Source organism: Streptomyces vulcanius (genome assembly GCF_042653945.1).
Classification (GTDB): domain Bacteria; phylum Actinomycetota; class Actinomycetes; order Streptomycetales; family Streptomycetaceae; genus Streptomyces; species Streptomyces mangrovi.
On record NZ_JBHSFK010000012.1, the window covers coordinates 38348 to 59612 of the forward strand.

At 62.5% G+C, this 21265-nt stretch carries 24 protein-coding genes and 4 tRNA genes; 10 read left to right on the forward strand and 18 right to left on the reverse strand.

All coding sequences use genetic code 11. The features are described from left to right. The first annotated feature begins 125 nt into the window (after positions 1-125). The 3 genes from ACFPIH_RS19640 to ACFPIH_RS19650 all read left to right on the forward strand — a co-directional run bounded on the left by ACFPIH_RS19640 (position 126) and on the right by ACFPIH_RS19650 (position 5689). Positions 126-2759: an MXAN_6230/SCO0854 family RING domain-containing protein gene (locus ACFPIH_RS19640; protein ID WP_381173815.1), complete on the forward strand. Its 2634-nt coding sequence runs from the start codon at positions 126-128 to the stop codon at positions 2757-2759. Positions 2760-2876: 117 nt separating this feature from the next. Continuing rightward, positions 2877-3878, forward strand: coding sequence for a DEDDh family exonuclease (locus tag ACFPIH_RS19645; RefSeq protein WP_381173813.1), 1002 nt, complete (start codon positions 2877-2879; stop codon positions 3876-3878). A gap of 323 nt (positions 3879-4201) precedes the next feature. Beyond that, positions 4202-5689: a recombinase family protein gene (locus ACFPIH_RS19650; RefSeq protein WP_381173811.1), complete on the forward strand. Its 1488-nt coding sequence runs from the start codon at positions 4202-4204 to the stop codon at positions 5687-5689. 41 nt (positions 5690-5730) lie between these two features. Here ACFPIH_RS19650 and ACFPIH_RS19655 read toward each other — a convergent pair whose 3' ends face one another. From ACFPIH_RS19655 to ACFPIH_RS19740, 18 genes are all read right to left on the reverse strand, one after another. After that, complete coding sequence (locus tag ACFPIH_RS19655; protein ID WP_381173809.1) at positions 5731-5991, reverse strand: hypothetical protein; 261 nt, start codon at positions 5989-5991, stop codon at positions 5731-5733. 537 nt (positions 5992-6528) lie between these two features. Then, positions 6529-6945: a DUF2493 domain-containing protein gene (locus ACFPIH_RS19660; protein ID WP_381173807.1), complete on the reverse strand. Its 417-nt coding sequence runs from the start codon at positions 6943-6945 to the stop codon at positions 6529-6531. 64 nt (positions 6946-7009) lie between these two features. Then, positions 7010-7192: a hypothetical protein gene (locus tag ACFPIH_RS19665; protein ID WP_381173805.1), complete on the reverse strand. Its 183-nt coding sequence runs from the start codon at positions 7190-7192 to the stop codon at positions 7010-7012. A gap of 2 nt (positions 7193-7194) precedes the next feature. Then, positions 7195-7458, reverse strand: coding sequence for a hypothetical protein (locus ACFPIH_RS19670; protein WP_381173803.1), 264 nt, complete (start codon positions 7456-7458; stop codon positions 7195-7197). Between the two features lie 212 nt (positions 7459-7670). Then, on the reverse strand, positions 7671-9485 hold the full coding sequence (locus tag ACFPIH_RS19675) for a DNA polymerase (RefSeq protein WP_381173801.1): 1815 nt from the start codon (positions 9483-9485) through the stop codon (positions 7671-7673). Positions 9486-9497: 12 nt separating this feature from the next. Continuing rightward, positions 9498-9905 (reverse strand): hypothetical protein, encoded by a 408-nt coding sequence (locus tag ACFPIH_RS19680; RefSeq protein ID WP_381173799.1) that lies wholly within the window; start codon positions 9903-9905, stop codon positions 9498-9500. Between the two features lie 328 nt (positions 9906-10233). Further along, complete coding sequence (locus ACFPIH_RS19685; RefSeq protein ID WP_465270376.1) at positions 10234-10770, reverse strand: hypothetical protein; 537 nt, start codon at positions 10768-10770, stop codon at positions 10234-10236. Between the two features lie 29 nt (positions 10771-10799). After that, positions 10800-11354: a hypothetical protein gene (locus ACFPIH_RS19690; RefSeq protein WP_381173795.1), complete on the reverse strand. Its 555-nt coding sequence runs from the start codon at positions 11352-11354 to the stop codon at positions 10800-10802. Beyond that, positions 11351-12160, reverse strand: a complete 810-nt coding sequence (locus ACFPIH_RS19695) for a metallophosphoesterase (RefSeq protein WP_381173793.1) — start codon at positions 12158-12160, stop codon at positions 11351-11353. Before ACFPIH_RS19695 ends, ACFPIH_RS19690 begins: the two co-directional genes overlap by 4 nt. Beyond that, positions 12157-12525, reverse strand: a complete 369-nt coding sequence (locus ACFPIH_RS19700; RefSeq protein WP_381173791.1) for a hypothetical protein — start codon at positions 12523-12525, stop codon at positions 12157-12159. The genes ACFPIH_RS19695 and ACFPIH_RS19700 overlap by 4 nt, the downstream gene beginning before the upstream one ends. A gap of 34 nt (positions 12526-12559) precedes the next feature. Then, a complete protein-coding gene (locus tag ACFPIH_RS19705; RefSeq protein WP_381173789.1) occupies positions 12560-13201 on the reverse strand; it encodes a topoisomerase in 642 nt (213 codons plus the stop codon). Next, positions 13095-13490 (reverse strand): CHC2 zinc finger domain-containing protein, encoded by a 396-nt coding sequence (locus tag ACFPIH_RS19710; RefSeq protein ID WP_385877210.1) that lies wholly within the window; start codon positions 13488-13490, stop codon positions 13095-13097. The genes ACFPIH_RS19705 and ACFPIH_RS19710 overlap by 107 nt, the downstream gene beginning before the upstream one ends. 41 nt (positions 13491-13531) lie before the next feature. After that, on the reverse strand, positions 13532-13786 hold the full coding sequence (locus ACFPIH_RS19715; protein WP_381173787.1) for a hypothetical protein: 255 nt from the start codon (positions 13784-13786) through the stop codon (positions 13532-13534). Next, positions 13779-14213 (reverse strand): endonuclease VII domain-containing protein, encoded by a 435-nt coding sequence (locus tag ACFPIH_RS19720; RefSeq protein ID WP_381173785.1) that lies wholly within the window; start codon positions 14211-14213, stop codon positions 13779-13781. Before ACFPIH_RS19720 ends, ACFPIH_RS19715 begins: the two co-directional genes overlap by 8 nt. Further along, positions 14213-14578: a hypothetical protein gene (locus ACFPIH_RS19725; protein ID WP_381173783.1), complete on the reverse strand. Its 366-nt coding sequence runs from the start codon at positions 14576-14578 to the stop codon at positions 14213-14215. Before ACFPIH_RS19725 ends, ACFPIH_RS19720 begins: the two co-directional genes overlap by 1 nt. A gap of 35 nt (positions 14579-14613) precedes the next feature. Beyond that, positions 14614-15441, reverse strand: a complete 828-nt coding sequence (locus ACFPIH_RS19730; RefSeq protein ID WP_381173781.1) for an AAA family ATPase — start codon at positions 15439-15441, stop codon at positions 14614-14616. 132 nt (positions 15442-15573) lie between these two features. Beyond that, entirely contained in the window at positions 15574-16341 is a 768-nt protein-coding gene (locus tag ACFPIH_RS19735) for a PD-(D/E)XK nuclease family protein (RefSeq protein WP_381173779.1), read from the reverse strand. A 632-nt stretch (positions 16342-16973) separates the two neighbouring features. After that, positions 16974-17489: a hypothetical protein gene (locus ACFPIH_RS19740; RefSeq protein WP_381173777.1), complete on the reverse strand. Its 516-nt coding sequence runs from the start codon at positions 17487-17489 to the stop codon at positions 16974-16976. 475 nt (positions 17490-17964) lie between these two features. On the opposite strand from ACFPIH_RS19740, the gene ACFPIH_RS19745 reads away from it, so the two are divergent. The 7 genes from ACFPIH_RS19745 to ACFPIH_RS19775 all read left to right on the forward strand — a co-directional run bounded on the left by ACFPIH_RS19745 (position 17965) and on the right by ACFPIH_RS19775 (position 21263). Further along, positions 17965-18300, forward strand: a complete 336-nt coding sequence (locus tag ACFPIH_RS19745; RefSeq protein WP_381173775.1) for an HNH endonuclease — start codon at positions 17965-17967, stop codon at positions 18298-18300. 152 nt (positions 18301-18452) lie between these two features. Further along, a tRNA-Asn gene (locus ACFPIH_RS19750) sits at positions 18453-18528 on the forward strand. 117 nt (positions 18529-18645) lie between these two features. Continuing rightward, positions 18646-18719 (forward strand) — tRNA-Glu (locus tag ACFPIH_RS19755). Between the two features lie 5 nt (positions 18720-18724). Continuing rightward, positions 18725-18796: transfer RNA gene (locus tag ACFPIH_RS19760), tRNA-Gln, on the forward strand. Positions 18797-18945: 149 nt separating this feature from the next. Next, positions 18946-19021, forward strand: a tRNA-Pro gene (locus ACFPIH_RS19765). Positions 19022-19247: 226 nt separating this feature from the next. After that, positions 19248-19676 (forward strand): phage terminase small subunit, encoded by a 429-nt coding sequence (locus tag ACFPIH_RS19770; RefSeq protein WP_381173773.1) that lies wholly within the window; start codon positions 19248-19250, stop codon positions 19674-19676. 21 nt (positions 19677-19697) lie between these two features. After that, positions 19698-21263, forward strand: a complete 1566-nt coding sequence (locus tag ACFPIH_RS19775; RefSeq protein ID WP_381173771.1) for a hypothetical protein — start codon at positions 19698-19700, stop codon at positions 21261-21263. Positions 21264-21265: the final 2 nt, after the last annotated feature.

Below are 21265 nucleotides of genomic sequence, written 5' to 3' on the forward strand. Positions count from 1 at the left end.
TACTGTCGTCGGCACGGGGGCGGCTCCGCCGGTGTGCTTCCTTCTTCCTTCCTGAGAATCCCGTAGCGCACCCACTCTCCGCCCCCGTTTCCGCTCCCTTGTCGCCTCGTTCCGGGGGATTCCGCTTGTCCGTACTGGCGTCCGTGCTGCTCCGCCGACTCCGTACCGTCTACGTCGACCAGGCCGGGCCGCGCCCGGACGACCCGTCCACGGACCTGGGGCTCTGCGCGCTGGAGGCCGAACTGCTGGACCGGGGCTTCGCACCGAACGCGCAGCTGCGGGCCGCGCTGGCCTGGCTGGGGCCCGCCGGGCTGGCCGACGCCGGACGGCAGCTGGTCGCGCACATCGACATCGAACTCGGCGCCGACCGCACCCACATGCCGCTCTTCCGCAGCTTCCCGGCGTCCGTGCCGGACGACACCTTCCAGCTGTGGGTCGACCGGGTGTTCACGCTGCTGCTGCAGTGGCCGAAGCAGCCCTGTGTGCTGTGCGGCACGGTCGGCAGTGTGCAGCCGGTGGCGCCGTGCGCGCATCTGGTGTGCCGGGAGTGCTGGGACGGCGAGGACTACTCGGGCTGCCCGATCTGCCACCGCCGTATCGACCCCGCCGACCCCTTCCTGCGGCCCGCGCCACCGCGCCACGCGCGCGAGACGGGCGTGGGACCGCTGAAGCTGCTCGCGCTGGGCCGGGACGCCCGCGCGGACGCCGTGACCGCGCTGCGGACGTTGCTGGCCCGTCGTACGCCGCTGCCGCCGCGCGACCGGGCCGACCTGGAGGTGCTGCTGGCGCACGCTCCGGCGGGCGTGGCGTGGTTCCTGGAGGACATTCCCGTCCGGGAGACGAAGGCCGTGGTGCTGGGGCGGATGCTGCGGGTGCGTGACCGGCGGGCCGACGCCCTGGAGTTGCTGGACCGTCAGCTGACGACCGCGACGGATGTGCTGCGGCTGCTGTGCGTGTGGTCCGGCGGCGCGGCCGATCTGATCGAGCCGCCGCGGATGCGGTCGCTGCCGCGCGGGCTGCGGCGCCGGCTGCTCGCCGTCCTAGACGGGCTGCCGACCGGGGCGCTGGTCGAGGACGTGCTGCGGCATCCGGTCGTCTGGAAGCGGGCCGCCGAGATCCTGCACCCCTTCGAGCAGCACGCCCGGCATCCCAAGGCCGCGCTCGCCTTCGCGGTCCTGCGCGGAACCGATCTCGACGGAACCGGCGGCCACAACGGGCCCGACCCCGCCCGTACGCGACTGGCCGCCGCCCTGCTGCGGACGGCCGCCGCCCACCCCGACGCCGTACGCGTCGACGGCGCGCGCGTGCGTGCCGTCACCTGGAGTGGCCGGGTCGAGCAGGCGCTGGCCGAGAAGGATGTCGCGGGCGCCCTCGCGCTGTTGGCGCGGCGGCCCGGTGAGCTGCTGCGGCGGCTGGATCATCTGCTGCGGCTGCGCACGTCCGACTCGCTGCCCGAGGAGTTCGCGGCCGTGCTGCGCGATGCCCTGCCGCAGGCCGGGCCCGCTCCCCTGCTGGCCGCGCTCGGCCGGATGCGGATCCGTCATCTCCCGGCCGAGCGCCGGGTGTTCTTCCCGCGCGGTCGGGTCACGCACGCGTACACCCTCGACGACACCCGCGCCCCGCTCTCCGCCGCGCTGACCGGCGCGGTGTGCGCGCTGCTGGAGGCCGAGGCGGTGCGCCGGCTGTCCGCCGGGCCGCGCGTGGACCTTGCGGTGCTCGACCCGGCGCTCGCCGGCCTCGCCGTGCCGGCCACCGAGCGCGCCGACACCGGGAGCCTGGTCGCGGTGCCCCGGGGCAGCACCCAGCCGCTGCCCGAGGGCGAGGTCATGCGGCTGTTCCTGCACTGGACGGAGCCCGCGAAGACCCGTGTGGACCTCGACCTGTCGGTGGCGCTGTACGACGAGAAGTGGGAGTTCGCCGGTCTGTGCGACTACACCAACCTGGTGTACGGCGACCGGTGGGCCGTGCACTCCGGCGACCTGACGTCGGCGCCCGCGCCTCTCGGGGCGACCGAGTACGTCGACCTGGACCTGACCGCGCTCGGGGGCCTCGGTGTGCGCTACGCGCTGCCGGTCGTCTTCAGCTTCAACGACATCCCGTTCGAGCGGCTTCTGGACGCCTTCGCCGGCTTCATGACGCTGCCGTCGAGGGCCGAGGAGGCGCGCGACGCGTCGTACGACCCGCGTACCGTCCGGCAGCGGTACGACCTGGTCGGCGACTCCCGGGTCCATGTGCCGCTCCTGGTCGACCTGCGCGCACGGACGTTCCTGTGGACCGACCTGCATCTGTCGGCCGCCGAGGGCTACCACAGCGTGCACCGGCACGCCGCCGACCTCGGCCGGGCCGGACGGGACCTGTACCAGTACTTCGCCTCCGGCCGGACCACCCTGTGGGACCTGGCGGTGTGGCACGCCGCCGCGCGGGCGGACGAGGTGGCGGTCCTACGGCGCGCGCCCCACCCGGGCGCCCCCGACGAGCTCTGGCACTACCGGCGGCACACCGGCGAGGCCGACACGGCGTTCGCGGCCCGCGTGCGCACGCTGGAGGCACCCGAACTGCGGGAGGCCCCCCTGTTCGCCTCCGTCGAGGAGCGGGCCGCCGAGGCCGCCGCCAAGAAGCGGGTACTGCTGGCGCTGGTGGACGGCGGTGTCGCGCCGGAGGGCGCGAGCGGGGAGGTGTACCGGCTGCTGCCCGGGCCCGTCGACGGCTGCGGACTGACGGCGCTGGCCGCGGGGGACCTGGTGGCCGCGCTGGGCTGACGGTCTGGTACACGCGCGCGTGCAGACGAACTCCCGTACGGCCGCGGCGCCTTCGAAGGCCCATCGCGCGGGGCACCCTCGACGGGGTGTCAGTGACGGCCCGTATCCTCAGTGACCATGCTCGAAGACCTGACGACCGTAGGGTCCTCCCCCGTGGAGTGGCCGGCCGCGTATCCCGAGGGGTACGCGGTCGTCGACGTGGAGACCACCGGACTGGCCCGGGACGACCGCATCATCTCCGCCGCCGTCTACCGGCTGGACGCGCGCGGCGTGGTCGAGGACCACTGGTACACCCTGGTCAATCCGGAGCGGGACCCGGGGCCGGTGTGGATACACGGTCTGACGAGCGACGTGCTGGAGGGCGCGCCCCTCTTCCAGGAGGTGGCCGAGGAGTTCGCGGCGCGGCTCGCGGACCGGGTGCTCGTCGCGCACAACGCGGTCTTCGACTGGCAGATGATCGCGCGGGAGTACGCGCGCGCGGAGCGCGAGGCCCCGGTGAGGCAGCGGCTGTGCACGATCGCGCTCTCCAAGGAACTGCGGCTTCCGCTGCCCAACCACAAACTGGAGTCGCTGGCGGCCCACTTCGGCGTCGTACAGCAGCGGGCGCACCACGCGCTGGACGACGCTCGGGTGCTCGCGGAGGCGTTCCGGCCGAGTCTGCGGGCCGCGGCGGCGGGTGGCGTACGGCTGCCGCTGCACGAGTGCCGGCCGCTGACGGAGTGGCAGGACCGGCCGGCGCCCCGGATCGGGCAGCAGCCCGGCGGCCAGGGCGGCTACGGCGGCGGTTATCGGCCGAGCAGTTGGCGGCCGTCCCGGAAACGGCCCGCCTGCCCGTATCCCAACCCCGGGCGGTACGAGGACGGCAAGCGGCTCAAGCAGGGCATGCGGGTCGCCTTCTCGGGAGACACCTCCGTCGACCGCGAGCTGCTGGAGGACCGCGCGACCGAGGCGGGGCTGCATGTGGCGACCAGTCTGTCCCGGGTGACCAGTCTGCTGGTCACCAACGACCCCGACTCGCACACGTCGAAGGTGGTCAAGGCGCGGCAGTTCGGGACTCCGGTCGTGGACGAGGCGGCGTTCGGACAGCTCCTGCGCGATGTCGAGGCCGCCGACGGGTGAACCGTAGGCCACGACCCGTAGGCCACGGTCCGTAGGCCACAACCCCGTAGTCGCGACCCGCACGTCGCGCCCCGTACGTCGTAACCCGTACGTCCGGGTGATTGCCGCGCGACTCGCCCAGCGGCCGCTCGCCGGTGCGGGGGCGAGCGCTCACCCTGTGGCGCATGGCGAGATGCGAAGTTTGCGGCAATGACTACGGAATGACCTTCGAGGTGCACGCCCAGGGGGCGGTACTCCTGTTTGACTGAGATGGCTACTGCTGCCTAGAGTCCCATCTCCAAGCCGCTGGTACACATCAGTGCTGTTCAGAGGAGGGAAACCGCGTGCTGGCCAAGCCTGTCGGGGGGTACTGCCGCATCTCGGATGCGGACCTTGCAGACATACGCAGAGCCGTGAAAGCGGGGGTGCTCACACCCGAGGAGGCTGCCGAGGAGGAGCGCAAAGGCGTCCTGCGTCAGCGTGAGGACATCGAGGCCTTAGCCGATGGTGCACCGATCAAGTGGTACGAGGACAACAACCTCAGCGCCTTCAAGCGCAACGTTCGGCGTCCCGACTTCGAGCAGATGGTTAAGGACCTGAAGAACGGCCGCATCAGCGGAGTCCTGGCTTACGACATTGACCGTGTGTACCGGCAACCGAGGGACCTTGAACGGGTCATTGACATCTACGAGACCTCCAAGGCACCCCTCGTCTTCAGGACGTTGTCGGGGCAGAACTTCGATCTCACCACGTCTGATGGTCGCTTCTCTGCCCGCCTCTTCGTGAACATCGCGAACAAGTCTTCAGAGGACACCCGGCGTCGGGTCATCAGGGCGAACGTCGCCAAGGCTAAGAAGGGGATGACTCACGCAACGGGACTCGTTTACGGCTGGCTGGACGATGATCCGAGCAGGCTCAATCCCGAGACCTCGATTATCAGGAAGGAAGCCGTACTCAAGTACCTAAAGGGTGACAAGGTGGCCACAATCATGAAGTGGCTTGCCAGCGACAAGAGCGTTGTCAATCCTGCCACAGGGAAGCATTTCACGTGGGGCGGGACCAAAGCCATGATCCTTGCTCCGAGAAACTGGGGTATCCGCACCTACAACGAAGACATCATTTATGACGACGCCAATGAGATCGTCATGGGTGACTGGGACCCCATCTTTGACAGCCTCGATACCTGGTACAAGGTTCAAGCCAAGAAAGCAGAGACTGCGCGGCAGGAGGCTGGAACAGCTAACGTTCAGTACTTCTTGACTGCCATCGCACGTTGCGGCCGATGCGGGGCGGGGCTGAAAGGCCACCCGAAGTGGGCGAAGGGGAAGCGCACCCAGACGTTCAACTACAACTGCAACAAGCAGCGCCCGGAGCACTGCGGCGCACTAAGTATCGACGGACCGAAATTGGATGAGATAATACGGGATCTCGTCTGGGCTCAGGTACTCAAAGCCAGCCAGCAGAAGCACATTCCCGAGGATACGGGGCCGTGGGCGCGTGAGGCTGAGCTGAAGGACGTGGAAGAGCAGATCTCGGAGCTTCAGGCTCTATGGGAAGCAAAGAAAGTCCGCGCCGCCTCGTACGTTGTGGCGCTGGACGACCTGAATGGCCGGAAGAACGAACTACTAGTAGACAAGGCTGATCACACAGTCCCGGCCGGAACTCGATCCATTACGGAAGAACTGTTGTCGAGCGGCTGGGGGAACCTGTCGATAGAGCGTCAGCGGATCATCGTCAGAAAAGTGCTTAGAGCCGTGGTAATCCACCCTGCCAAGTCCCGAGGCGGCCGGTTCGATCCGGCCCGAGCGGAACCGGTCTTTCAAGCAGTCTGACCAAGCTCAGAGGGCCCCTCCCACGTGGGAGGGGCCCTCTGTTATCCAGTGGAGCCGGACACACTTCCTACCTTGTCTACGATGCCCGCCTTCCCCTCCGCCCGCGCGCAGTGGGCGCCGCAGTACCAGTGGCCCTCGACCTCGACGCCCTGGCCGATGATCTGCACCCGGCAGTGCTCGCAGATGGGGGCCATGCGATGAATCGCGCAGGCGAATGAATCGAAGACGTGACGGGCACCGTCCTGGGTCTCCACAGTGAACGCGAGCGCATAGTCATTGCCGCACACTTCGCAACGTGTCATACGTGGCATCGTTATGGGCGGAAGGGGGTCGAGCAAGCTGACAGCACGCTTTCGCCCGGAGGTTCTACCTGGTCGGCGTAGCGATACGTTGCGCTGCCGTCACTTCAGTTCCATCAGTTCCAGAATCTCGTCTGCCTGCTCTTCGGTCAGGACTGGCGCCTCAGCCATCCACTTCTCAAGCCACTCCTCCTTGCTCATTTCCGCGATGCATCCCCCTAGACCTAGTTTCCGGTCCCCCTCGGTGGCCCGAACGAATCACTCACAGTCCATCTCCATCTCTTCGCAGTCAGTCACCCTTCCTCCAGGGAAGGTCTTCCGGCAGAGTCCCCGCCTCAACTCGGTAAAGAAGCTTCCAGGTACGGCCATCACGCTCGTAGATCTCGCCGCCCCTGACTCCCCCGTACCCCAACCTTTGGCCCCTGTGCATGTAACAGGGCTCCCGCTCATACCCCACAGCCGACTTGGCACGGTGGAGTCCGTTGTGGTACTTCAGCTCTGGACTCCGGTCAGGAACGATGGAGGCATAGGGCAAACCCCCTAGCCCTGCTCTCCATGGCTCGCAACGCTCTTCCATCTCGAAAGCCACCAATCCCCCTCTGTAAAAACGTGTGTTGGTATGCCAGCCCTCATGGCTAGGCAAGCAGTCATAGAGGCCCCGCGGCTTCCGCCCCTGATGAAGGCCAAACAGACGTCAGCGCCAAGGCTGACCATGTGCGCATTGCGCCGAAACCCTGCCGCTTTCCCCCGCCTATCCCAGTCAGCAGGATGGCGCTCGATCTCCAATCCGACGTCCCGTGCGAAACGGTCCGCTAGAGCGTCGGCCCCTTTGGGGCAGGCCCCGTGAACGAGTAGAACGTCACAAGACCTGCCGGCTAGCCGGATGACCCGGGCTAGCTCTCCCTCGATTAGGGCTATGTCCGTCCAGGTCCGAGAGCCTGTGACGAGGACTCTCAAGGGGACGGAGAGGGACCCGCGTACCCGTCACAGACCGAGGTCCACACGTAGGTCACACGGCCTCTCACGGCTTCTCCTTCAGGAGGAGTGCCAGCCGGTCATGAACCTTGGCGAGGGCCGGAAGCTGCTGACCCTGCCGCCAAGCCGCGTGGACGGCTCCCGATGCCTCGGCCAACAGCTCGATCAGCTCATCTGACCTGAGGTACAGGCAGTACGGGTGCCGGGTGCTCTTTTTGTAGGCCCGCATGCTCAGCCCTCGCCGCCGGTCTCCTGGGCCTCGACCTGTGGACTCTGGATCCCCATGACAGCCATCCATGTGTCGGTGGCCATCTCCTGTGCCAGGGGGGCCGGTACGCCGCCGGCAACGGCCTCCGTGTAAACGGCGCCGGTGACTCGTGCGGACGCGATGGCGTGGGTAGCCCGCTTCTCCAGAAGCTTGGTGTTCAGCTCGTCCTCCAGGCCCTCCACGAGGTCCCCAAAAAGGTCGCCGTCCTTCTGATCGTCCTCGTTCACGCCTTACCCCCTGTGCTCTGAAGTGAGTTGTTGTGTGTCTCGGCGATGTGGATAGCTGTTTCCTCGTCAGTGAAGTTCGCCAATTCGCGGGCACCTTCAGCCGGCGTCCGCTTATCAGCTTCGAGCGTCACGCACCATCCGCCGATTAGGTCGTCTTCCTGGGCACGCCATCGCTGCGTAAGGAAGTTCACGATTGCCCCCACGGGCCCCCCTTAGTGCTTGCTTTCTTCAAGTTCCAGCACGCTTCCCCAGGACCGTCTACCGATTTCCGCATCAGCCGGAATCAACAGGCCCTGTACCGGAAACTGCATGATCCGCACCGCCTCACGAGCCATCTCGCATGCTTCCTTCTCCGGGAAGCTGAAGATCAGTTCATCGTGAATCGGCAGGCGCATGAAGTCATCGAATCCAGCTTCTGAGAGCTTTAGGATTGCCCGAGCCGTTACATCCCGACTTCCACCCTGAATGAAATAGTTCAAGGCCCGGAACCACTTACCGGGGTCAACCGGAAGGCGACGTCCGGTAGCCGTCCACACATATCCCGTCCGCTTAGCCTCCTCTGCAAGACTCTTCCCGAAGGCCCCGACGCCCGGATAGGTCTCGTTGAACGCTTGCAGGACTCGGCGGGCTGTCTCTTCATCAACGTTTGCTTGCTCCATGAGAGCAGCCCAGCCGCCCCCGAACACAGTCAAGAAATTCGCCATCTTGCCGACCTTGCGAATTACCCCGGCTGCATCAGCGGTGATCTGGTGCAGATCTTCACCGTTAAGGAACGCCCTCAACATCGTTGGGTCACGAGAGAAGGCCGCCAGATAGCGAAGCTCCATGTTGGCAAAGTCGACTGTGGCTGTGACGTGACCCTCTTCAGCGAGGAAGGTGTGTCGTACGTAACCGTCACCGGATGGGAACGTCTGCGCCGGGATGCTCCCGGAAATGGACATCCTTGATGTTCTGGCTTGGAGCGAATTAATGCTCGCATGCACCCGGTCTTCCGAGTCACGCCCATTCAACGCTCGCTCAAACCACGTCTTACGCCACTTGCCAGCCTTACGCGACTTGATTACCGCATCGGCCATTGGATGGTTAAGGCCTGACAGTACGTCGTCATCCATAGCCAACTGGCCATTGGGGTGATTCTTGCTGGGCTTGGTTCGCTTCGTGAGCTTGACGCCCAGGGCCTCAAACGCCTCTACAAGCTGCTGTCCCGAGTTGGGGTTCTCGACACCAAATGACTTGGCTACGGTCTCCCATTTCTCCTGTTCGGCAGAAAGCTCAGCACATCGCATCTCCGCATACCCAACGTCAATCAGGTATCCGGTTCTTTCCATCTTGGCCGTGACATGGGCTAGCCGGTGTTCCCAGCCGATCAGTCCCCGCTCTTTCGATCGCCACGGAACAATCTTGTAGAGCAGCTGGAATAGCCTGTACGCCCAAGCCGGATCCATTCCGGCGTACAGCAAATATTCCTCGTCGAACAGGTCGACCAAGGCCCATATTTTGTCTTTGGTGGTCTTGTACCGCTTAGCAATAGCGGTCATGGACCCCTTTACTTCATCGGCCGCCTTCTGGTCGAGGTAGAACCGCACCAGTTCTTCGAGTTTGAGACCCGGCCCAAACTCTTTGACGCCTCTCGGGTCAACTAGGTGAGCAAGAAGGGAGGTGTCCCATGTCTTAGGTGCAAGCTCCTCCATGGGAATGTGCAGACAGGCCTCAACGGCGTGAAGGTCGAAGGTGCCGTTGTGGGCCACCAGCCATCTGAGGCGGCGGAGGGCTGTCCGTACGGCGTCCTCAAAGGCATGCCCTAGTTCAACTGGAATGACCCATGTCTCGGATCCGTTGCCGAATTGAGCAAGCCGGATCCTGAAACCTCTGTCAGAATCCCACCAGTTGAGGCCCGTTGTCTCGGTGTCGAATCCGGCTATCTGGTGCCGGCTGATCCAGTCTTCAAACGCTCTGAGGTCTGCCTCAGCCTCGACCACCCGGATGTCAACCGGGCTCCCTTTGATCTTGTATGAGAGACGCAGCAAATAGCCCCCTTTCTATCCATCCTGTTCGATGAACGACCTACCTATGTATTCGGTGTAAGCGGGAGGGATGCACTCGCGGATTCCCTCACGGCTCATCCACGGGACTCCAAGGTCTTCTCGGGCATCATCGACTCCGACAAAGTTGCCGACATAAATTCCCATCTCGTCGGGCTTGCGTCGGCGGCCCATTTTCGTCTGCCGACGAATATGTTCCGGGTGCTCTGGCTCCTTAAGGTCCCACGCACCTGCCTCGAAGAGGCGATGGCGATAGGTGCGGAGGCCGAAATGGGCGCCACAGAGGAGCACAGGATTTCTCATCTCTGGGGCTGCGCCCATCACGTTCTCGATCACCCACGGAACGCCCACTGCGTTAAGTGCGTCCCGAGTGGGCCCCAAGAGGTCCGGGTGTTCGTTCTTCATGATGCGTTGCGTCCTGCTATATCGTCGGCAGGGCGGGGACGCGTGGATGAAATCAAATTGGTGTCCGTACGCGAGTAGAAACGGAATCGCTTCGTGCTGTACGAACTGGTACGGGTATCGGGGCTGGTGGCCAATGTCCACGCCCACGACCTCAAAACCTGCGTCGCAGTACCCTTTACTTGCTCCTCCCTGGCAGCAGTAAAGGTCGAGCACCTTTAAAATCCCGCAAACCCCTCAAAAATTGCTGCTAGCGCCAGCGCTTGCCATAGAAAAAAGGGGGCCGAGGAAACCTCGGCCCCCTGAGGGACCCTGACTAACCGGCTACCCTTTAGCCGAATTCGCCGGTCTTCTGGTCCTTCCACAGCGGGGAACACTGTTCGGACTTGTCGCGGGAGTTGCAGAACAGGGCGGCCCACGCGCCGTTCTTGCCATTGCCCTCACGGAGGGTTCGGCCGTGCTGGCAGGAGTCGCCGGCGGTAGCGGTCGGAGGCTGCTGCGACTGAGGCTGCACCTTGCCGTTCTGGAAGGTCTTGGGTGCCGCCGCTCCCCCACGAGCGGCGTTACCGCCCCCGGACGGCTTGTGGGCGCCCCGGACGGCCACGGCCGCGTGAGAGGCCAGCTCAACGACACCCTTGTCTGCCAGGGCCTTGATGAGGGCGATGGTGTTGTCCGCCAGTTCCTCGGCCGTGGCTCCGTACACCTTCGGTGTGAGCCACTCGCACTCAAAGCCGGAACCGGCCTTGAGCGTCAGGCCAAGCATGAACTTGTTCGGAGCAGTGGCAATGGACTCGGACATGGGAGCCTCCTTGGGCTGTTCCTTCTCGCCCCACGGGTTGGGGCCGTCAAAGGGGCTGGGAAAATTCAATGGTCCTCCGGGATAGAGCGGGGCAACCGTTATGCGGTCGCCCTTCGTAGGTCGCGGTTCATCTGGCGGGCCAGGGCGTCGACGGCTCGATTGGCCGCTTTGCGCTCGGTGTCGTCTGCTACAGGAAGGCCGTACACATATCGCTTCGTCAAAACGGCCTTGGTCTGCTTTGGCAGCTTGTCGAGAGCGACAGAGGCATCCATGCGTGCCGACATAAGGTTGTCGGTTATCCGCGCCCTCAGAAGGTCATCCCGCTTGCCGAGCAACCGGCCCATCTCTTCGTCGCTGTACACAAGGGTCTCTAGAGCCTGGCGAACTTCCTTCGGCGTGTAGAAGTACTTCCCGTCCTCCAGGTCCCGGGCGTCTCGTTCCGCTGAAGCGAATTGGTTTCCGATCTTCTTGCAGAAGGCATACACAAAGGCCTCTTCGCCCCAGTGGTCTTCGAGCGACTTTTTGCGTTCGTAGGCATTCATGAGAATGTGCTGTTTGACGTCGTCCTTCTCAACAATGCTCCAGTTCAGAGCAATGGATCGAGCGACCTTGTCAGCCACCTCCGCCATGTGGGCCCAGTCGACTTGGGTCATGCTGTTTCTCCCCGCTTTACGAAGCGCCCCCGAGCGCCTCGTGTGATCCGGCCGTACTCCTGCCCTTCCACGACGAACGAGCCATCCCGCCGGATATCAATGGGAACCGGTGTCACTGCCTTCTCCGTGACGTACAGAATCCCGAAGCCGGCCTGCCAATTCGCTACGGCTCCAGGGCCCAGGTATTGGGCGGCTCTGGGATTCATCATGTGCCCGACTTCGAAACCCCATCGCATTCCCCCGAGATGAGAACCGCCCTGCCGTCTGACTCCGAGCCGGTGAGTGTGGCCCATGATCACATTCTTGACGGCCTTGTGGGCGTGTCCGTATGCCGTGGAACCCGCAACCGCGGATATCCCTTTGATCTCGTGTCCGTGCAGAAGAACCGTGTCAGGACCGACCGAATGGAAGGGCGGAGTTAGCTCGATTCCGAATGAGTCGAACTCCAGCAACCTGGAGAAGTGGAAGTCGTCGGCGTACTCTGCCAGGGCTGGAGCTTTGGTGGACAGGTACGTGCGCGGCCGAAGGTCGTGGTTGCCTTCCAAGATTCCGAAGGGGCCGTCGTAGACGGCGCGGATCGGCTCCAGGACGCGCTTCTTCGTGACTTCCGAATCGCTACGTACCTGCTGCCGGTATTCGTAGCGTGTGCCTTCATTCCACCGGCTTGGGGTTTCGTAATCGTTGAGATCGCCGATCTGGTACAGCTCGTCCGGTTGCCGTTCGCCGATGAAGTGGATGACGTTCTTGAGTGCCTTCGGATCGTGATAGGGGACCTGAAGGTCACTGATAACTACGACTGTCTTCAAATGGTTTCCCCCGTAGCCTTTGCGTACGCCTCGCCCCAGGGAACTCCTCCGTCCTGCATGAACTGAAAGGCACGAAGCTTGTTGGCCGTAGAGCGAGATACGCCTTCGATTACTTCCCTCACCATCTGTATGGCCGTCTTGCCTTCGTGCTGCATCAGCTCTTTCAGAGGGACGCCCAAACGGTGAAGTACGACGCCCACAGCGCATCCTGCGCCTACAGGACTGCGGTCCTCGTCTACGTGCACGTAGAAGCACGCCCCGCCGGATCCGGCCATGTATTCCGGCGCCGAATAGGTGTACTCGGGGCGCTCGGAGACAACAGCCCTGAGTGTTTCCATCACCTTGGCGTCAGTCGTGGTGATCACTTGGCGTTTCCTACCTTCTATGTGAGTGTGTAGTTCAAAGACCTATCCTTTCCCGGAGAGCCTTCGGGCCCTCAAGCAGGAAGGTGGAGTTGCTGTCCTGGTTCCCCGCCATTTCGATGATCTTGGCGTTGGGCATCTGCGCTGCCAGCGATTCCATGAACTTGAATCCGGCGGCATCCTCAGATATGAGGTAGACGGTCTGATAGCCCAGCAGAGCCGGTGACCAGTAGTCCCGCCATGTCCCAGTCCCCGGAGCCCCGATCCCGGGGACGCCTGCGGCCTCCCATGTCATGGCGTCGAATTCGCCTTCAACCACTACCAGGACCGGTGAAGGGCGGATGAGTGCCGGCGTGTTGAAAAGTCTTGGTGGATCACCGGGCAGGGTCAGGTATTTCCCGGTCTTGGAGTGGAATTCCGAGTGCCGCTCTTTCTGTCCGGTCTCGAAGAAATACCGGCCGTCCGCATCCTTGACGCACTTGTCGGCAATGCAGCGAAACCGGACCGTGGCAACGCTGTCTTCTCCGCCTGCCGGCCGTAGGTAGGGGATGGCCAGATGCCCCGCGTAGCGCTCATGCCCAGGTATCGCCGAAGCGACGAACCCCAGGCCGAAACTTGGTGCCACGTCGTCCAGGCCCCGAGCCTTGACGTACTTCTGGGCGGGACTCCCCTGATACATCTCGTGGTATGTGCGGGCTATCTGGACGGAGTTCTTGATGCGCAAATTCTTTGGCTTCAAGGAAGCCACAGTTCTTCTCCCTCATGATGACCGCGTAGGAGTCCTCCGAGAGGTTGCAGCCGAAGCAGTTCCAGCGGTTTCGGTCCAGGTCCACCGACGCTGAGGGGTTTGAGTCCGGGTGGTCAGGCAGAGGGCAGGGAATCTTGACCCTGCCCTCTGCCTTCGCTGTTTCAAACCCGTAGAAGTGGCGGAGAACCATTGCTATCGACGGTTTCGATTCGGTCGCCATCGGGTCTGCCCCTCGGCTCCTCTGTCCGGAGCCCTCTAGCCCTAGAAGGCCGGGTAAGAGCTGATCTTCGGGCTGTTGGTCAGCCGAAGGGAGCCACTCAGGTGGGCCTGAAACGTGGGCTTCACGCCGGCGGCGTTGAGGGCGTAGTACACCTTGTCGGCAAACTTGCGCGGGCTGCTGACCCGATCGCCCTGGAGGTTTCCGGTGAGGGTGAGGACGATCTCTGCCTCTTCCGGGGTCAGCGTGAGAGTGATGCCCTTGACAACGGTCTCGGTGATCTTCTTCGCATCAGCCATGGTTGTTCTCCTTGTCGAAGGTGTGTCTAGGTCCGAGGACTTTCCAAGCCGGATAGTCCTCCAGGTAATTGGCCGCCCGCCGTAGAATTTCTGGGCGGTCCCTGGCTCCCCGTGCGAGGAGCTGCGAGTTGCAGCGGGCACAAAGAAGGCCGCGAACCGCCTCTGTCCGATGACAGTGGTCCACGGCCAAATTTGTTCTGCGTGTCTCCTGACAGATTGCGCACCGTCCGCCCTGGAAGTCCAAGAGTTTTCGGTATTCCTCGGCAGTGAGGCCGTAGGTGTTCAGGATTCTCGCGTTTCTTGTCGCCGCCCGCCTTGATGACTTGCGGCAGGAAGAACAGGTCTTACCCCGAGGAGTGAAGAACTTGTCGGCCCTGTTCTTACCGCACTTCCGGCACTGCCGGTACCCTTTTCTGGGCTCGGCCATCAGCCTCCCGATCTCAACGCCCTTTCCAGCCGCGCCATATCCTTGAGCTGAGCGCTTTCGTCAACCATCAGAAACAGATTGAAGAGCGGGACGGCCGCCAGTAGGCCCCGTGAGGGGACGCTGAACACCGCCGTCTTTACACCCCCCGTGGCGGCCTTCGTAAGAAATCGGGCCAGCTTGTGAAGGTGCAGAGCCCTCGGATTCGTCACCGTGACTACGACGGCCGCACCATCGGTGTCGACGTCGGAGAGGTCGAGGTCCGGAAATTTTTCGGCAAGGTCGAAGCCGAATTCCCGAGTTGTTTCGAACCCGCCGGTATGTCTCTTGCCGGCCCTCATCTCCGGTTCCGTGCATCCGATGCCCATCGTTCCTCCCCAGTTGCCCGAAACTCAAGTGACTTTTAGACGAGGGCCGACAGGTCTTCGTCAATCTCTTCCAACCGAAGGTTGCCGCGGTTCAGCCGGAAGCTGGCAAACGTGTTTCCACTCGAATCCTCGAACCCGTCCCTGTTCTTCACCGGACTCACATGGAGGACACGACTACTCATGCCGTCGATCTCCTTGTGAATAGTGAGGATAAGATTCGGAACCCGGCTAATCTGCCCCTTTACCCCGGAGAGGGGGATCGGGCTCAGGCCGTCCGCGAATTCGCCCTTTACATGGTGCAGGCCTAGCACATGCGCGTTGGTGACCCTTGCCATCTCGGAGAGGTATTCACAGAGCCCCTCAAGGCCGAATGTGTACGCCTCCGCGTCACCCACCGTCCCCGTGTCCACGTTCGTGATGTTGTCCACGATGATGAGGTGAGGACTGATGTTGTAGACCTCGTAATAGCACAGGAGGTCTCGCTCAATTTCGCTTGGCTTGGGCCGCGCGTCGAAGTTGTATCGCATCCACCAGCGAGCCCCCAGCAATTTTTCGTAGGCGCTGAAGTTGCCGTCGAGAAGGGCGTGCTTAACGGCCTTTACATCCTCGCCGGTAATCATGGCAGTGGCTCGTGCCGTCTGGGTCGCTGCGGAGGAGTCTGCCGAGAAGTAGAAGACGGGCATGTTTCCCTGCGTCGCCAGCATGGCGGCGAACAGCGATTTACCTGTGCCGGGCCCTGCGACGACCAACGAAAACTCGGCCCGCCTGAACTCAACCTCAAGTCGTGAGAGGCTCTTGAAGCTGTGGGGGATCGGCTCCCCTGCCGCACCTCGAATATCTACTGACTGAACCAGTGAGTACACCGTGTCCCCTCCTTTCTGTACCAACCAACCACATCACCGCAACCTCACTTCCAAGGGATAAAAAAAGCCGCCTGATCAGCGGTCGATCTCCTCGGAGCATATGACGGCGACACCGTCACCGCAACATCACGGCTACCTCCTTTTGAAGGTGCAGGCACGCGCAACGTCACAGAAACGGCAACTAAATCCAGGATTGGGAGGGAAGTCCCCTCGTTTTACTCCTTCATCCATTTTTGCGTACTTCTGACCCACTTCATCCTCTGAGACCGTCGAAAGGTCAAGAGGTCGGGACAGGGCGCCCTTCTTGGCCATGTACCAATCTCCCTTGCGGACTTTCAGCCCAAGAGCCTTGCGCACAAGGACCGCGTACGTCTCCAGCTGGAGCCGGCTCCTGGTGCTGCCGGTCTTGAGGTCCCTGATCCTCACCGATTCGTCCGGCTCATTGACCAGTTGGTCAATGATGCCTTGCACTTCCACCCCACCGATGTTGGCCTGTAGACGCAACTCGATTCCAGGTCGGCCGTCGGCGTCCTTCCAGAGTCGCGGACCGTGGTCCTTGGCCCACTCCACATAGGCGCCGGTCTGGGCACGGCCCAGGACGTAGCGGGCCTCAATGTCAGTACCGCCGTCCGGCCCGGCCGTCAACCAGTTATTCAGATCCGGCTCCCTCGCCAGCTCCTTCCTCGCTCGGGCCGAATAGTCCTCGCTGAACAGCTCGACTGTGGAATCTCCATTAAGGCGTCTGCCTTCCAGCTCGAACACCTCGATGGCAGAGTGGAAGGCAGTGCCCTGTAGAGACCAAGCAGCCGGGCTAGGGGTAACCCCCTCGACCCGGCGTAGGTAGTAGGCCCATGCGCATTTGTCTAGGTACTGCTCCGCTTGCGAGACGGAACGCGTCATGGTGCGTATTCGGTTGTATCGATCAGACAAAAACTGTCCTCCTAGGTCTGCCGTCCGGGCATGCGGGGTGGACGACGTGGACTTCGAACCAGCTTGACATTGCTAAGGCCGGATGAGGCCTCAGCCAGGTCGTGGACTCCAGGATTCGAGCGCGCCAGGGCTCCCCAACTTCAGCACCAAGTTTCTCCAGCGCTTCTATGTCCTCAGGGAACATGCAATCGGTCTCCACCACAACGAAATAAACACCGACCCGACGTGCCACAATTCGCGTGATGATCAGGCACTCAGAGTGGTATACGTCCACACTCTCTACGATCTGCGCCGCGTGAATCACCTTGCTCGCCTGCTCGCGCGTAGACCAGCTGGACGCGACCCCCCTTCGCATATCAGCAGCACCCCCCTGCTCGAACGCTCTCGAACGCCCGTACGAGCGTTCTGCCGATCGACTGTAACCAAGAGTGGTCGGAACTCATGACTCCTTTTTGGTGTGACTCATGTCACAGCTTCACAAGTCCTTCACGGTGCAACCAAAAACGGCCCGGACAGGTCGACCTGCCGGGCCTTGTCTTGCCTGCTCCTGCCACGCCTCTCAGGCGGCTCTCAGGACGGTGCCAACTACCAGAATCCGGGGCTCAACTCGCAATCCCCCGGCCTCCCTCTTGGGCGGGCGCCCCCTCTGCCGGTGACTGACAGTCCACGAAGAGTGTCGCCCGAGGGTCGTCCTCCCTGATGCGCGTCGGCCAGCGGACCACAAGGTTGCCGTCGCGGTCCTCCCTCGGCACGTAAGCGAAGCCGACGTCGTCCTGGAGTGCCAGGACGTAACCGCTGCGGACCTTGTTCAAAAACGCCCGCAGGTCGAGTTCCGCCCGCTCAGAGAGCTTTTCTCCCATGCGTTTCTGAAGGAAGTATCTGAGGCCTCGGAAAGGTGCCTGGTTTGTCAGTCTGCGCTTGTCCGGATGACGGGCTATGTCCCAGGGCAATGCCGAGGACACAGGACTTCCCGGCCCTTTCAGGCTGATTCCCATGCGGTTGAATCGGTTGTAAACCGCCGAGGGACCCACGTTGTACCGTGCGGCAATCGCCTCGCCATTAAAACCAGCGGAAAGCAGCTTGCGCAATTCGAGATCACTTTCAGGAAGTGCACCCACTGATATCTTTCCTTCGTTTATTACTGGTCCCCAGTTCGCTACCTGGTCCCGCTACTCGGTGACTGAACAAGGGAACGTTACTCGTACCTTACTTAACGTTCAAGATGGCGCTCAGCCCCATTCCTGACGGTGTGACCTACGTCTCACTGACAGTCCATGGCGTCCGCCAGGACGCCTCAGGACGCCTACATACCTAGTGAGAGAACACAACAGGAGGAGACCCTGAGACTACCTACTCGGCAACAATAATAAACAGAAACAAACCTACCCGTCTGTTTCTGTGGTTAGCCGTTTGAGTCTGCTGAGTCTCCTCTCAAGCAACCTCGTGGACCTCCCAGTAGGGGAGTCCTGAGACATCGGCCCCGGCGCCAGATCAGCAACCGCCGGGGCCGCCACGACTCATCCAGCACCAGCCCAGGCAGCGGGCCAACGCAAGGGACTGCCACGTCCCGGCCACACAACGGAGGTGGGAACGATGCCACGTGCCGCCTCCATCTGCTACGTCCGAGGGTGCCCCAAAAGGACGGTGTACCGGGGCCGATGCCCCAAGCACGCTCCACCGGCCTGGGAGACCACCAGCGCCCGGAACACGGTCAGAGGACCCGAGCAACGTGCGTGGGACCGCGTAATCCGACCCCGTGTGCTGGTTCGGGACGGCTTCGCGTGCTCCCTCTGCGGAGCCCGTGAGCGCCTGGAGGTCGATCACGTGGTCCCCGTGGCACGTGGGGGCGCCTGGACGCTGGAGAACGCTCAGACACTATGCCAGGACTGTCACGCAGCGAAGTCCGCCCGCGACCGCCGGCAGAAGTAGCGACCCCCCGCTCAGCAGCGAGGAGCGTCGTCTTGGAGCACCAAGGTCGCGGGTCCGACTCCAGCAAGGTCGGCTAGGAGTCATGACGGCACGACTCCTACACCTAAACTCGCCTGTCCGCGATTCCCGATTCGGCGATAAGGAATCGGCCTTGGCGTGTAGCTCAATGGGCAGAGCAGCGGACTGTTAATCCGTGAGTTGCTGGTTCGAGTCCAGCCACGTCAGCCAAGAGGGTTCCCGACGCTACGGGATGAGAAAGCAAAGCGGGCTGAGCGCCCCGCCCTCTTAGAAGTGGGGTAGCTCCCCTGTCTCTGAAACTCCCCCCGATCAGGGGACAGAAGGGACGCGCGTTTCGTCTAATGGGCACAGGACTCCTCCCCTTCCGGGAGGTAACGCGGGTTCGAATCCCGCAACGCGCCCACCTTCTCTGTTAGTGCAATTGGCAGCACACCGGGCCCTGGACCCGGAGGTTGAGGTTCGAGTCCTTAACAGAGAGCATTTGTGACTGCTCGCTCCTGCCTTTAGGTCGGCATTGAGAGGCATGCCGCAGTCACCCCACCGTGCTCATCCGAGGTGGCTCAGGTAAACGCCTGAGGAAATCGGTGCAGCCCTACAACGTCATCTCGACCATGGCGGTAGGGCCCTCTGGCTATAGCTCAGTTGGGAGAGCGCTCGCTTTGGGAGCGAGAGGCCGCAGGTTCGTGACCTGCTAGCTAGACCACCACCAGGCCCCCGCTGAGGGGCCTTAGTTGTTGTTACTACACGGGGGTTGATGCAGGGATGCATGAGGACGACCAGACCCAGGACCACCAGGCCCAGGACGGCCCGCGCATGCGGGACGCTGCGGAGCCCAACCGGGCTAGCAGACAACGGGGTTGGCGGCAGGAGGCCTTGTGGGAACTCAACGATCTTGCGGACCTGTACCCAGACCTTCCGGCGGTGAGGCTGTGACGAGAGGGCCAGCGCCGAAGCCCAACGCCGCCAGACGCAACGTCCACGAGCACGCCCAGGAGCTGGGGGCGGACACGCAGCCCGGTCGCGAACTCCCCCGGGTCCTCGGGATCACCACAGGGGGCGCTAAACGCTTCTGGAAGACGTGGAGTCAGTCACCTCAGTCCGCGTCGTGGGTCGAAACAGACTGGGCCGAGCTGGAAATCACAACCAAGCTGGTCGACGAGTTTTTCAAGGGCGACACCAAAGTAGCCGGGGAGATTCGTCAGAGGGTGGCCAAGTGGGGCGCCACGGTCGAGGACCGCAACAGACTGCGCATGAAGATCGAGGACCCCGAGGACGAGTCCGACAAGGACGCGCCGGCAGGGAGTCCCCCAGAAAATCGGATCACTGACGACGAGCTTTACCGGATGCTCAGCGAATAACTGAATGGTGGTGAGGCCCCTGTGCAGACAGGAAACCTCCCGCCGGGTGTCCCGAAGACCAATGAGTCACTGGGATACCGGATCATCGAATGGGCTCAGACCTACATTGTCCAGCCCGACGGAGACAGCGCCGGTCAGCCCTGGAAGTTCACTCCTGAGCAACTCCGCTTCGTACTTTGGTTCTATGCGCTGAACCGTGATGGGACCTGGCAGTACTCAGCCGCCACACTAAGACGTGCTAAGGGCTGGGGGAAGACACCGCTCCTTGCTGCTCTGGCCATCGTGGAATTCCTCGGGCCCTGTCGTTTCTCCCACTGGGATGCCTTCGGGCTCCCTGTTGGTAAGCCCGTACCGCTTCCCGTCGTCCAGATCGGTGCTACGTCGCTTGATCAGACGGAACAGACCATGGATATGGTCCGGGCGATGCTGGCCGAGTCTCCGGCAGAGGTCGTGTACGGCCTGGATATCGGCAAGACGATCGTTCAGTTCAAGTCTGGCAAGCCCGGAAGCATCCGCCCAAAGGCCACCGCGGGGCGTACTAACGAAGGAAATCGACCATCGTTTTGTCTGATGGACGAATGCCATCACTGGGTCAGCTCCAACGGGGGCCCAGAATTCTTCCAGACTCTAAAACGGAATATCGAAAAGACCACCAAGGCCGGTAGCCGTTGGGTCTCTACGACAAATGCCTACAACCCGTCCGAGGACTCCGTAGCCCAGATCATCCATGAGTCCGAAATGGTGGCTCAGGGGTATTGGCTGTATGACTGCCTTGAGGGCGGGATAGACCCGGAGGGCATCCGGATTGAGCATCTTGTTCGCCAGGCGCTCATAGAGGCATACGGAGATGCCTCCTGGGCTGACATTGACGGCCTGACGAGAACGATCCTCCACGACCGTACGACGCCCGACAGCACCTATTTCCGGTTCTTCTTCAACCAGATTGCCGAATCTTCTGGCGGCTGGATGAGTAAGAGCGAGTGGGACGCATGTCTTGTTGACGACGATGACCCGATCTTGCCGGGCGATCAAATAGCAATTGGATTTGACGGGAGTATCCGGGGAGACTCAACAGGGCTCGTGGGCGCCCGTTTGAGGGACGCCAAGGTATTTGTCATCGACGTGTGGGAGCGTCCGGAGAACGCCCACGATGACTGGGAGATTGACGTTCTCTCGGTCGAGGCCGCTGTAGCGGAAGCCTTCCGGACGTATCGAGTCGAGTGGATGTATTGCGATCCGCCTTACTGGCAGGAGGCCATTGGGCGGTGGGCGATCGAGTTCGGCGATGACTATGTCTATGAGTTCTGGACGAACAAGCCAACTCGGATGGTCCAGGCTGTCGAGCGCTTCCGAAGTGCCGTCACTGTCGGGGATCTCAAGCACGAAAACGATCCGAAGCTGAGCCGGCACGTCCTCAACGCCCAGGCACGCGAAGTTCCTCAAGGAATTCTCATTCAGAAGGACTCACCGCGGTCGAAGCGAAAGATTGACCTAGCTATTTGTGCAGTTCTCGCACTGGAGGCAAGAGCCGATGCCATCGCAGATGGACGTCTCAAGATACGCAGGAGCCGCGTAGTGGGCTTCTAAGG

Bases quoted from the DNA above. Each gene is read 5' to 3' on its own strand.
- ACFPIH_RS19645 (WP_381173813.1), top strand. From the start codon at position 2,877: ATGCTCGAAGACCTGACGACCGTAGGGTCCTCCCCCGTGGAGTGGCCG.
- ACFPIH_RS19655 (WP_381173809.1), bottom strand. From the start codon at position 5,991: ATGACACGTTGCGAAGTGTGCGGCAATGACTATGCGCTCGCGTTCACT.
- ACFPIH_RS19665 (WP_381173805.1), bottom strand. From the start codon at position 7,192: ATGCGGGCCTACAAAAAGAGCACCCGGCACCCGTACTGCCTGTACCTC.
- ACFPIH_RS19680 (WP_381173799.1), bottom strand. From the start codon at position 9,905: ATGAAGAACGAACACCCGGACCTCTTGGGGCCCACTCGGGACGCACTT.
- ACFPIH_RS19690 (WP_381173795.1), bottom strand. From the start codon at position 11,354: ATGACCCAAGTCGACTGGGCCCACATGGCGGAGGTGGCTGACAAGGTC.
- ACFPIH_RS19705 (WP_381173789.1), bottom strand. From the start codon at position 13,201: ATGTATCAGGGGAGTCCCGCCCAGAAGTACGTCAAGGCTCGGGGCCTG.
- ACFPIH_RS19710 (WP_385877210.1), bottom strand. From the start codon at position 13,490: ATGGCGACCGAATCGAAACCGTCGATAGCAATGGTTCTCCGCCACTTC.
- ACFPIH_RS19715 (WP_381173787.1), bottom strand. From the start codon at position 13,786: ATGGCTGATGCGAAGAAGATCACCGAGACCGTTGTCAAGGGCATCACT.
- ACFPIH_RS19720 (WP_381173785.1), bottom strand. From the start codon at position 14,213: ATGGCCGAGCCCAGAAAAGGGTACCGGCAGTGCCGGAAGTGCGGTAAG.
- ACFPIH_RS19725 (WP_381173783.1), bottom strand. From the start codon at position 14,578: ATGGGCATCGGATGCACGGAACCGGAGATGAGGGCCGGCAAGAGACAT.
- ACFPIH_RS19735 (WP_381173779.1), bottom strand. From the start codon at position 16,341: ATGACGCGTTCCGTCTCGCAAGCGGAGCAGTACCTAGACAAATGCGCA.
- ACFPIH_RS19745 (WP_381173775.1), top strand. From the start codon at position 17,965: ATGCCACGTGCCGCCTCCATCTGCTACGTCCGAGGGTGCCCCAAAAGG.